At 41.0% G+C, this 11315-nt stretch carries 12 protein-coding genes; 6 read left to right on the top strand and 6 right to left on the bottom strand.

Features of this window, described 5'->3' with window-relative positions; translation table 11 throughout:
- The first annotated feature begins 149 nt into the window (after nt 1-149).
- On the top strand, nt 150-1061 hold the full coding sequence (gene glyQ, locus G3T18_RS07485; RefSeq protein ID WP_224409918.1) for a glycine--tRNA ligase subunit alpha: 912 nt from the start codon (nt 150-152) through the stop codon (nt 1059-1061).
- 42 nt (nt 1062-1103) lie between these two features.
- Here glyQ and G3T18_RS07480 read toward each other — a convergent pair whose 3' ends face one another.
- Complete coding sequence (locus tag G3T18_RS07480) at nt 1104-1304, bottom strand: hypothetical protein (protein WP_224409917.1); 201 nt, start codon at nt 1302-1304, stop codon at nt 1104-1106.
- A gap of 44 nt (nt 1305-1348) precedes the next feature.
- On the opposite strand from G3T18_RS07480, the gene G3T18_RS07475 reads away from it, so the two are divergent.
- From G3T18_RS07475 to lpxA, 5 genes are all read left to right on the top strand, one after another.
- Nucleotides 1349-1648: an NfeD family protein gene (locus G3T18_RS07475; RefSeq protein WP_224409916.1), complete on the top strand. Its 300-nt coding sequence runs from the start codon at nt 1349-1351 to the stop codon at nt 1646-1648.
- A gap of 197 nt (nt 1649-1845) precedes the next feature.
- Nucleotides 1846-4527 (top strand): DEAD/DEAH box helicase, encoded by a 2682-nt coding sequence (locus G3T18_RS07470; protein ID WP_224409915.1) that lies wholly within the window; start codon nt 1846-1848, stop codon nt 4525-4527.
- Nucleotides 4528-4696: 169 nt separating this feature from the next.
- The gene (locus G3T18_RS25725; RefSeq protein WP_224409914.1) at nt 4697-7447 is read left to right on the top strand and encodes a glycoside hydrolase family 10 protein; all 2751 of its coding nucleotides are present in this window, start codon (nt 4697-4699) and stop codon (nt 7445-7447) included.
- 334 nt (nt 7448-7781) lie between these two features.
- Nucleotides 7782-8345 (top strand): peroxiredoxin, encoded by a 564-nt coding sequence (locus tag G3T18_RS07460; protein ID WP_224409913.1) that lies wholly within the window; start codon nt 7782-7784, stop codon nt 8343-8345.
- Between the two features lie 83 nt (nt 8346-8428).
- Complete coding sequence (gene lpxA / locus G3T18_RS07455; RefSeq protein WP_224409912.1) at nt 8429-9211, top strand: acyl-ACP--UDP-N-acetylglucosamine O-acyltransferase; 783 nt, start codon at nt 8429-8431, stop codon at nt 9209-9211.
- 83 nt (nt 9212-9294) lie between these two features.
- On the opposite strand, the gene G3T18_RS07450 is transcribed toward lpxA, so the two are convergent.
- The 5 genes from G3T18_RS07450 to lpxD all read right to left on the bottom strand — a co-directional run bounded on the left by G3T18_RS07450 (nt 9295) and on the right by lpxD (nt 11246).
- Nucleotides 9295-9447, bottom strand: a complete 153-nt coding sequence (locus G3T18_RS07450; protein WP_224409911.1) for a type II toxin-antitoxin system HicA family toxin — start codon at nt 9445-9447, stop codon at nt 9295-9297.
- A 52-nt stretch (nt 9448-9499) separates the two neighbouring features.
- Nucleotides 9500-9703: a type II toxin-antitoxin system HicB family antitoxin gene (locus G3T18_RS07445; RefSeq protein ID WP_224409910.1), complete on the bottom strand. Its 204-nt coding sequence runs from the start codon at nt 9701-9703 to the stop codon at nt 9500-9502.
- 44 nt (nt 9704-9747) lie between these two features.
- Entirely contained in the window at nt 9748-9948 is a 201-nt protein-coding gene (locus G3T18_RS07440; protein WP_224409909.1) for a DUF6887 family protein, read from the bottom strand.
- On the bottom strand, nt 9929-10126 hold the full coding sequence (locus tag G3T18_RS25865) for a DUF6888 family protein (RefSeq protein ID WP_397333918.1): 198 nt from the start codon (nt 10124-10126) through the stop codon (nt 9929-9931). Before G3T18_RS25865 ends, G3T18_RS07440 begins: the two co-directional genes overlap by 20 nt.
- 76 nt (nt 10127-10202) lie before the next feature.
- Complete coding sequence (gene lpxD / locus G3T18_RS07435) at nt 10203-11246, bottom strand: UDP-3-O-(3-hydroxymyristoyl)glucosamine N-acyltransferase (RefSeq protein WP_224409908.1); 1044 nt, start codon at nt 11244-11246, stop codon at nt 10203-10205.
- Between the last annotated feature and the right edge of the window lie 69 nt (nt 11247-11315).

Below are 11315 nucleotides of genomic sequence, written 5' to 3'. Positions count from 1 at the left end.
TTTGCCTCAACCGCGCATTTACTAATTTAGCTACTATTTCCAAGAGTGTCAAGGGTTTTTTCAAAAAAAAAATTTCCATTGGCTGAAAGTCTCTCTAAGTAAGGGTTTTGTGTAAAAATAAATTTGCAAACACGAGCTGGAGCACCACGGTGAGTACAAATTTTCAGTCGGTAGTGGCTACTTTGAATCAATTTTGGAGCGATCGCGGTTGTCTGATTGCTCAACCTTATGACACGGAAAAGGGTGCCGGCACGATGAGTCCTCATACATTCTTGCGAGCTATTGGACCGGAACCTTGGTCGGTTGCTTATGTTGAACCTTGTCGCCGCCCTACGGATGGACGTTATGGAGAAAATCCTAATCGCACGCAACACTATTATCAGTATCAAGTTCTGATTAAGCCTTCACCAGAAAATATTCAGGATTGGTATTTGGATTCTCTGAGAGCTTTGGGGATTCACCCGGAGGATCGTGATATTCGTTTTGTGGAAGATAATTGGGAGGCTCCAACTTTGGGAGCTTGGGGTGTTGGTTGGGAAGTATGGCTGGATGGAATGGAGGTTACTCAGTTTACTTATTTCCAACAATGCGGAGGAATTGACTGTCGTCCGGTTTCCATTGAAATTACTTATGGTATCGAACGCTTGGTGATGTATCTGCAAAATGTAGATGCGATGACGAAAATTCAGTGGAACGATCGCCTAAGCTACGGGGATGTCTATCTTCAGTGGGAAGTTGAGCAGTGTACTTATAACTTTGAGGCATCTAATCCAGATCTGTTGTTTAATCTGTTTACTTTATACGAGCAGGAAGCCAAACAGTTAAGCGAGATCGGTTTAGTTACTCCCGCTCTTGATTATGTGTTGAAGTGTTCTCACGCTTTTAACCTGCTTGATGCGAGAGGTGTAATTTCGGTGACGGAGCGCACTAGGTACATTGGTAGAATTCGCTCTCTCGCAAGACAAGTGGCTAAGTTATACTCCAAGCAACGAGAGCGTTTAGGGTTTCCACTACTAGAACATAATCAACAAGTTTTAACTTCAAGTGCTGTGGAAACTTAATTGAGAAATCAAAGTCGCTAGTCCTCTTTAACGAAGGAAACTTTAGTTAAGGAGGCGATCGCCTCTATTTCCTCGACCATCATCTTGCATTTCAGTGCAAAACCTCCGTAAAGCTATGCACAGTTGTATCTTCAGAACTGCTCGAACTAATAAATAAATCTGTAATTTTGCTTGATAGCAGTCCAGATTAGGGTGAACTTCGTTTGTAGTAAATGCTGATGAAGGTAAGTAAAGACTTCTCATTCCTTACTACTAAGTCATCCAACTATTATCTAGGCAGCTAGCAAATGCTTAATTTTCTCAAGTCTTTTCGGTTTCCTCTCTCTCCCAAAAGTTCTCGCCTGACGGAGTTTCCAGTTAAACAACAAATAAGCATAAGTTACAGTAATTGTCAAGGAAAAGCAGTTGTCGAGCGAGAGATTCGACCTGAGCAAAAAGGTCGGGTGCGCTTTCGAGGTAGCTGGTGGCCGGCGAGATGCGATGAAGAAATTATTATCTGTTCGGGAGAAATTGTCGAGGTAGTAGGTAGATGCAATATTACCTTGGTTGTTCAACCACTGGGAAAGCAACAAGCTCAAGAACCATAATTTCTTGCTTTGACCGTTAGAGTAGGGTTATCGTTAAATAATCTCAGTACATCTGCTCGCTAGTTAAACTGAGAGAATCGTTAAGTGGTCAGCGTCTGAAGGTCTGTGGTAAAAGTAGTTTTAAGTAAAGAGAGTCAGTAAATGCTACATTCGTTTAGTTTTAAGCTGATATTAGTTTCTGATTGGAAAAAACTTGTGTGAACGTTTCTAGCACCTCAGTATTAAATTTAAATACCTTATTTCCCTTTAAACTGGATGATTTCCAAAAGAAAGCGATCGCTGCTTGGGACGATAATAAATCCATTGTGGTTTGTGCGCCGACGGGTTCGGGAAAAACTGTCATTGCTGAGTACGCGATTCATCGTGCTTTGGTTAGAGGGAAGCGGCTTTTCTACACTACTCCTCTTAAAGCTCTCTCTAATCAAAAGTTTCGCGATTTTTGCTCGTCTTTTGGTCAGAAGCAAGTTGGTTTAATTACCGGGGATATTTTAATTAACGTTGGAGCGCCGATTTTGGTGATGACGACGGAGATTTTCCGGAATATGCTTTATGGAACTCCGATTGGACAGGTGGGTACAACTGTAGCGGATGTAGAAGCAGTAGTTTTAGATGAGTGCCATTATTTGAGCGATCGCCAACGAGGTACAGTTTGGGAAGAATCGATTATCTATTGTCCCCCGCAAATTCAGTTGCTAGCGCTTTCGGCAACGATTGGTAATCCTGGAGAACTTACTGATTGGATCGATCAAGTACATGGTTCGACGGTCTTAATTAACTCTAACTATCGTCCGGTTCCTTTAAAGTTTTACTTTAGTAATAATAAGGGATTGTTTCCTTTACTCAATAAAAAGCAAACAGATATTAATCCTCGCTTGAAGCCTTATGCTAAAGGAAAGCAGGCTCCAAGACGACCCAGACGAGAAGATTGTCCCAGTATTGCTTTGATAGTCGAGCAGTTACAGCAACGGGATATGCTCCCAGCAATTTACTTGATCTTTAATCGTCGGGGTTGCGATCGCGCGGTAATTAATTTAGCTGAGGATAGCGATTTTCAGCTAGTAAATGCTCGAGAAGCGGCTGAGCTATCCAAGCTGGTAGATGAATTTTTAGCGCAAAATCCTCACGAAGCAGCAAGATCGAACCAAGTCGAACCTCTGAAAAAAGGTATTGCTGCTCATCATGCGGGAATTTTACCTGCTTGGAAAGAGTTGGTGGAACGACTGTTTGAGATGGGTTTGGTAAAGGTAGTTTTTGCTACTTCAACTTTAGCCGCAGGAATTAATATGCCTGCTCGGACTGTAGTAATTTCCTCGCTGTCGAAAAGAAGTGATGATGGTCATCGATTGCTCACACCTTCTGAATTTTTACAGGTTGCTGGTAGGGCTGGAAGACGCGGTATGGATACTGTAGGTCATGTGACGATCTCCCAAACTCCTTTTGAGGGAGCCAAAGAAGGTGCTTATCTGGCGACTGCGGAACCGGAACCACTGCGAAGTTGGTTTGCTCCTTCTTATGGTATGGTACTGAATTTACTGCAAACTCATGCTTTGGAAGAAGTTGAGAAATTACTTGAAGGTAGCTTTGCTGAATATTTGGCTAGACAAAAACTCGATCCTCAACTGCAAGAAATTGCTGAATTAACGACGCAACTAGCTAAGCTGGAAATCGAATTAGCTAACTTGGATATTGAACAAATTTCTAGCTATAAAAAACTTAAGGAACGACTTCGGGAAGAACGTCGTTTAGCGAAAACTTTACAACAACAAGCTGAGTCAGTCAGAATTCAAGAAATTAGATCCGAGCTAGAGCGAGTTAAACTAGGCAAAATTCTTGATCTCAAAGGTAAACACGTTAAGGTAAGTTCTCCCATCCCAGCAGTATTGGTTTGTCGAGTACCGGGACGGGGTAATCTGATTTATTTGGTTTGTTTGGCAGCAAATAATCGCTGGTATGTGGTTTCTAGTGTTGATGTTGTGGGTATAGACAAAACTACTTTACCCGAATTGGATTTGAAAAATTTAGCTCCTCCTAACGATTTACCTTGTCAATTAGGTGGCTCGAAAAAAGGCGCTCCGGAAACTGCTCAAATTGCGAAAAATCTGCCGAAAAATTTAGAGGCAATTTGGGAAGCTCCGGAAGTAAAAGAACAAAGGTTGCGGATTGAGTCAGTAGAAGAACAACTGGCAAATCATCCTTTAAATGAATTAGGTAAACCAAGTAGTTTAATTAAACGCAGCGATCGCGCCAGAAAATTACGGGAAAAAATTCATCAACTACAAGTTAATTATCGCAAACAAAAGTCTCGCGGTTCCTATTATTGGCAAGAATTTCTCAATTTGGTCAAGGTATTACAAGAGTTTGATGCGCTTACGGAATACACTCCCACCAAATTAGGACAAGCGGCGGCGGCGATTCGCTGTGATAATGAACTTTGGTTAGGGTTAGCTTTTATATCGGGAGCGTTGGATCGATTAAAGCCAGCACAATTAGCGGCTGCGGTTTGCGCTTTGATTAGCGAACCTCCTAAACCTGACAGTTGGACTAATTATCGCTGTTCTCCAGAAGTAATCGCCACTTTGGATAGTTTACGCCAACAGCGTCGGAAGTTAATTCAAGTTCAGCATCGCTATGATGTGGCTATCCCAGTTTGGCTGGAAGACGATCTGGTGGCTTTGGTGGAAAATTGGGCGATCGCTGATGGTAGTCTGGAATGGAATCAATTGTGCGAAAATACAAGTTTGGATGATGGCGATTTGGTGAGAATGTTCCGTCGTACGGTAGATGTGCTTTGGCAAATTCCACAAATTCCTGGCGTTTCTGAAGCTTTAGAGCAAAATGCCCGTCAAGCTGTGGTTCAGATCGAGCGTTTCCCAATCTAAAAGTTTGCTCGGTGCCACTGATGATGTCTATCTTAGATGATGCAAGCAGATTGAATTCTGTACTCCTACGCTCTAAGTTGAAAATCATCCTTAGAGCGATTAATTTGCCGAAAAATTAGGCTGAACTTGGTGAGAAATGACGCTAATTAACCGGACAATCACAAAGAAGGTGGCAAACACAAACCTTTCCCAGGTTGAAGACAAAATCGGTATCAAAAGCAAGCTAATTTTTAGTTACCTAACGAAAAATTCTCAGCATCGGAATAAGAATTTTGGGTTAAGTTCTCAAGTCAGCAAAATTGGCTTTTTTTTTATCTCCTGGTTGCTATTATTTAGTTTTTTTCCTGCTCCGGGGAAAAGTGCAGAAACGGGTAGATTGGGTGTAGTCAGAAGTCCGGAAAATGCTCAACAATGGCAAGGAATTGTTTCGCGATTGCAAGCGACGGGGTTTGATTATTGTGTCGTAGAATTAGCCAATTTAGATGAAGCTGAGGATTTAACTGGAGTAGGGGTACTGTTAATTCCCAATGTGGAAACAATGACAGGAGAACAGGTACAGGCTTTACAATCTTGGGTAAATTTAGGCGGACGTACGATCGCTAGCGGTCCGACAGGAAGTTTATCTCAAGCTAATGTCCGTTCTCAGTTGCGATCGCTACTCGGTGCTTATTGGGGTTTTCCTCTTTCTAGTCCCGCAACCCTCGATCCTTTACGCACCAGACAGCAAATTTGGGTACGCAAAAAGAATCTTTCTGGTACTCTGCGTGGTGGTGTAGTTATTCCGGCTGGTTTGAATTCCTCTACGGCGGCGGTTTGGCAATCTGATGGGACTCCTCCGGCGGTGATTACAACGGAAAATTCGACGTTTTTGGGTTGGCGTTGGGGTGTTGATACGGCTTCCACTGCGGAAATTGATGCGGCTTGGTTGGAAGCGGCTGTGGGGCGCTACGGCAGTTTTACGGCGGCTTCGGGAAAAAGTTTGGGTGCTTGTAATGGTGGTAGTGTGGCTGCGAGTGAACCAAGTGCGATAAATGTCATCGATACTGCTTCTCTCCCTCCTCGACAAAATCGTCCTAACTCGAATCCTACGGTAAATAATTCCCCTCCTAGTACCCCTAGGGCGGCTTTACCTCCTCGCAACTCTCAACCTCAACCGAGTCCTCCTACAAGTCGAGGAACGCCAATTGCGGCTCGTCAAGTTGTCGCTATGCGCGAAGAGTTGACAAGTTTAATCGGTAGGTATGAAAGTGCAATTTTGGCTGCGGATCTCACTCACAAAAAGCTGAATTTGTCAACTACTGAAGCGGTGGAACAATCTGAGAAATCGCCTCAAGTTAAAAATCCTAGCACGAATCAAGCTTTAGAACAGGCGCGATCGGGATTGCAAAATTTCGTCCAATCTATTGAAACACAAAACTACGATCGCGCCCGTAGTGAGTGGCAGCAAGCACGACGTAGTTTACTCGATAATTATCCGGTAGCAGCACATGGGGCAGAAATTAGGGCGATGTGGCTCGATCGCGGTACGATTGTTCAAGCTAAATCTGAACAGGATTTAGCACGCATTTTCGATCGCATGGCAGCAGCAGGTATTAATACTGTTTTCTTTGAAACTGTTAATGCGGGTTATCCAATTTATCCGAGTCAAGTTGCACCCGAACAAAATCCTTTAACTAAAGGTTGGGACCCCTTAGCAGCAGCAATTAAATTAGCGCGATCTCGTGGGATGGAATTACACGCTTGGGTGTGGATTTTTGCTACTGCTAATCAACGTCATAATCCTATTATTGGTCAGCCAATTAATTATCCTGGACCCGTTTTAGCTGCTCGTCCAGATTGGGCAATTCGCGATAACCGAGGCAATTTATTTCATCCTAACAGCAAAAAGGCTTTTCTCGATCCAGCTAATTCAGAAGCTCGCAGTTATTTATTATCTTTACTCGAAGAAATTGCCACTAAATATGATGTAGATGGCATTCAATTTGATTATATTCGTTATCCTTTTCAAGACCCAAATAATAACCAAAGTCACGGTTATAGTCAAGCAGCAAATACCTTATTTAAAGAACTAAGTGGAGTTGACCCAAAAAGTCTTTCTCCACGTCATTCTCTCTGGCAAAAATGGACTGAATTTCGCATTCAGCAAGTTGATAGTTTTGTCGCGACTGCTTTCCAAAGATTGCGCCAAAAACGCCCAGATTTAATTATTTCGGCGGCGGTATTTCCTATTCCCAAACAAGAACGTTTAAATAAAATTCAACAAAACTGGGAAGAATGGGCAAATCGCGGCAATATCGACATTATGGTGCCGATGACTTATGCTGAAAATACAGAAAAATTGGAGGAAATGACTGAACCACTTTACAATCCTGCTTTGTTAAAATCAACACTTCTTTTACCAGGAATACGTTTATTAAATCTTCCCGATGTAGTAGCAATTGACCAAATGCAATTATTACGAAATTCGCCTACGGGAGGTTATGCTTTATTTGCGGCGGAAAATCTGAATAATAATCTCGAATCTCAGTTTAGAAGTAGTCCGAAACAACAGCAACCTTTACCTCATCGAGAACCTTTTGCGGCGGCGGCTTCTCGCTATCAAGCGTTACAACAAGAATGGATATTTTTGTTGTTAAATAATAATTTAGCGATGTCTAAATCAGTGATGAGAGAATGGAGTCAAGAAGTGGATAAATTAGCCGTAACTTTAGATAAATTGGCGGCGGAACCTTCGGCGGAAAATTTATCAGCAGCTAAGGTTGCTTTAGCTGCTTTTCGAGGTAATTTTTCTGGTTGGATGGAGTCACAAGCAAGGGAAAAACCTTATCAAGTTCAAGTTTGGTCAAATCGTTTAGCGAGTTTAGAAAGGTTACTGAATTATGGCGAAAGAGTAGTTATAACAGTAAACAGTAAACAGTGAACAGTGAACAGTGAACAGTGAACAGTGAACAACCATCGCAGCTTATTCTAGCAAACTTTTCCGAAAATTAGGAGCTTCTAAGAACTCGTTCTCTGCTATATTAATTAGCTTAATTGTTGCTGATAATTTAAGTAAGATAATATCTAGATTTGTAGAAATTTGAAAGTAATTTGTCTAGATAATACCGTTTTCTTACAGATACAGACTTTGTAGAGACGTTGCATGCAACGTCTCTACACAATTTTATGTAGATAAAGCAAATTGGTATAACATCTGTAGCTTGGAACCAGAAGAATGTAAACTTATGTTAAACGAGTTATCATTCTCTTAGCTTATGTCTCGTCGTAATCTACTGAAAATTGTTTTAGCGATTAGTTTAGCGATCGCCACTTGGTTTAATTTTACTCCTACGGTGTGGGCTTTAGGCGGAACTCAGCCGGAACTTAATCAGCCAGCCCCCGAATTTACACTTCCTACTAACACCGGAGACGGAGAAATCTCTCTTTCTGATTATCAAGGTAAATGGGTAGTTTTGTACTTCTATCCTGCTGATTTTACCTCTGGTTGTACTTTAGAAGCGCGTCGTTTCCAACAAGACTTACCGAAATACGTCACCCGCAATGCTCAAATTCTTGGTGTTAGTGTTAATGATGTAGACTCCCATCGGGAATTTTGTGACTCTGAGGGTTTAAAATTTCCTTTATTAGCGGATACTGACGGTTCGGTGAGTAAAGCTTATGGTTCGTGGTTAGGCTTTTTCTCGTTACGCCATACTTATATCATCGATCCAGAGGGTATCCTACGCGAAATCTTCCTCGGTGTTAAACCTGTAATTCACTCTCAGGAAGTTTTAGCTCGTTTAGATGAGTTACAGTCAGAAATTACTGCCCAGACGTAGTAAACTACATTTGTAATTGAGGTGGGCAATGCCCGCCTTTACTGGTACAATCCAATTCGTTATTTATTCTTGGGTAAACTCCTGTGACAATTCACCCAACCGCAGTAGTTGCATCGAGCGCTCAGTTAGGTCAAGATGTAACAATTGGACCTTTTACTTTTATTGACGATCGCGTTGTCATTGGTTCTGGTTGTGTAATCAATTCTCATGTGGCTATTTTACGCAATACCACATTAGGAGAGAATTGTCAAGTACATTCCGGCGCAGTTTTAGGAGATGTACCCCAAGATTTAAAATTTACGAATGAAGAAACTTACGTGAAAATTGGATCTCGCTGTACAATTCGCGAGGGAGTAACCATTCATCGTGGGACGAAACTGGGTACAGCAACCGAAGTAGGTAATGATTGCTTACTGATGGCTAATTCTCACCTCGGACATAACGTCAAAGTTGGGAATAATGTAATTATTGCCAATGGAGCGTTATTAGCAGGATATGTTGAGGTAGGAGACAAAACTTTTATTAGCGGTAACTGCTTGCTACATCAGTTTACCAGAGTTGGGAGGTTAGTAATGATGTCCGGTGGTTCTGCGGTGGGACGCGATATACCTCCATTTTGCATGACTCCGGGATTGGCTGGTAATACGATTATGGGTTTAAATATCGTCGGATTACGACGGGCTGGCTTTACTTCTGAACAAAGGTTAACTTTAAAGCGAGTATTGAAAATATTGTATCAGTCTAATTTGAATATTTCTGACGCAGTAGCGAAATTAGAAGCAGATTTTCCTGATGAAGAATTAGTACAAGAATTTTGCGATTTTGTCAAGACTTCTGAGCGAGGAATTTGTAAGTTTATCAAGTAATTTTGCAGCGAGAGCCAAAGTGAAATTTGATAACATTAAATTTAATGGTAATTGAATTACTATTTTTTCTTAGTTTGTGAAATTTATTCTAAATCTTCTTCAGTTAACTCAGCCACTTTCATCAAAGATTTCAAAGTTCCAATTTTTAAATCTTGATTTCTGTGAACTGGAACAGAAATGATTTGATTAGTACCAGAATTTTGATAAATGTGATGACTTACTGTAATTCGTTTCAAAAGTTAACCTTTTTCTCTAAAATTTTACATAATTTTTTACCAGAAATAGATGTCATAAAGCAATTTCAATAATTTTTTCTCCTGCTTCCGTTTCTTGAATAGTGTTAGCAACTTCTAACCAGCCTTCAATTGCATCTTTGAGATTAACCATTAATTCTTCCCAAGAGTCACCTTCAGTGATACAACCAGGTAAAGCAGGTACTTTAGCCCAATATCCTCCTTCTTCTGCTTGATTAACAATTACTTTGAGTTTCATGTTGAAAGTTAGATTAATTTTATCTTAGTTCCTTGTCAAAAAACCTAGTCTATAGAGTTAATTTTATCCTTAAAAATTGTCTCTACTTTTTCAAATGACATCTCATAAGGGTAAGGATAACGTTTAGCGTTAGGGTTGCGACGGTTGACAAATAATTCTCGAATTGCTTGCTCATCTGTAGGATTATTTCTAATATATTTCTTTAATTCAGAACGACTCATTTGTTTAAAATTCGGTGTTGTCATTGTTAAACTCCCAATTTCCATCTGCAAAAATAATTATTTCTATGCTTTCTTGTTTACCTGCTATTATATACACTTGTTTCAGAAATGAGTCATAACGAAATAAATGTATAGATTGTAACAAGTTAGATAGTAGTTGACAGATAAAGACAGAAGCAAGTGCTTGTTTTTCTGTAGGCAATTTCTCTTCTCCGGTATAATCTGAAATTATAATTACCTGAAAACTGAGAAAATGTTAGCTGATAATTGCTAAGTAATTACGACTTTTCGCGTTTAAATTTACGAAAGAATTGATAAATTTCTGGGAGACGACTGAAGAGAAGAGAAGCTTTCAACCAAACTTGATGAGGAATAGCAGGATAGCCAGAAACTACTGCTCCAGGTTCAATATTACTATGAATACCTGCTCTGGCGGTAGCGATCGCGCGATCGCCAACTTTCGCTTGATTAGCAACTCCTGTTTGTCCGCCTAATAATACACCATTGCCAATTGTAACTCCACCTGCCAAACCAACTTGAGCAGCAAAAGCACAATTTTGTCCCACAGTACAACCATGACCGATATGCACGAGATTGTCTAGTTTCGTGTTACGTTTAATTCTCGTTTCGCCCACGGCGGGACGATCGATGGTACTATTACAACCAACTTCGACATTATCTTCTAAGACGACATAACCCGATTGTTCCATTTTGTACCAACCTTGAGGAGTTGGAACAAAACCAAAACCTTCTGCACCGATAACTGCACCATTTTGGATGACACAATGGTTGCCGATGCGAGTTCGTTCTTGAATTGTACAATTAGCGTGTAACGTAGTGCGAGATCCAATTTCCACATCGGGATAAATCACCACATTCGGATGAATCGAAACACCATTACCAATTTTGACCTTAGTTTCGATAACCACACCAGCACCAATATAAACATTTTCCCCTAAAATCACCCCAGGAGCGATCGCTGCGGTAGGATGAATTCCAGGACTTGGTTGATAAGGCTGATAAAAAAGTGCGATCGCCATTGCAAAAAGTAATCTAGGCTGAGATGTCGCAATCCAAGCAATACCTCTTTGAGTCGCTTCTGCCTGAATTTGCTCATCCTGTGGCACAATTAAAGCAGTTGCAGCAGTTTTCTTGACCATTGCGGCAAATTTTCCCCCTTCAATGTAGCTGAGGGTATCAGGTGTAGCTGCATCCACCGGTGTAACTCCGACAATTTTCGGGTTACAATCGGGCATAACACCAAGGCTATTGCACTCAGTCGCTAAATCTCCGAGTTGTTCGATCAGTTCGCTAAATTTCATTGTTAGGTTTGTCGTTTGGTGCGATCGCTAAATTTCTAGTTAGCAATTTTTCTTTTGCAAAGGTAGCAT

The sequence above is a fragment of the Oscillatoria salina IIICB1 genome (assembly GCF_020144665.1).
GTDB lineage: Bacteria > Cyanobacteriota > Cyanobacteriia > Cyanobacteriales > SIO1D9 > IIICB1.
Note: the sequence above shows the minus strand (reverse complement) of the source record. Positions and strands in the feature narration are given on the sequence as shown.

Bases quoted from the DNA above. Each gene is read 5' to 3' on its own strand.
- G3T18_RS07480 (WP_224409917.1), bottom strand. From the start codon at position 1,304: ATGAGAAGTCTTTACTTACCTTCATCAGCATTTACTACAAACGAAGTT.
- G3T18_RS07475 (WP_224409916.1), top strand. From the start codon at position 1,349: ATGCTTAATTTTCTCAAGTCTTTTCGGTTTCCTCTCTCTCCCAAAAGT.
- G3T18_RS07460 (WP_224409913.1), top strand. From the start codon at position 7,782: ATGTCTCGTCGTAATCTACTGAAAATTGTTTTAGCGATTAGTTTAGCG.
- G3T18_RS07445 (WP_224409910.1), bottom strand. From the start codon at position 9,703: ATGAAACTCAAAGTAATTGTTAATCAAGCAGAAGAAGGAGGATATTGG.
- G3T18_RS07440 (WP_224409909.1), bottom strand. From the start codon at position 9,948: ATGACAACACCGAATTTTAAACAAATGAGTCGTTCTGAATTAAAGAAA.
- lpxD (WP_224409908.1), bottom strand. From the start codon at position 11,246: ATGAAATTTAGCGAACTGATCGAACAACTCGGAGATTTAGCGACTGAG.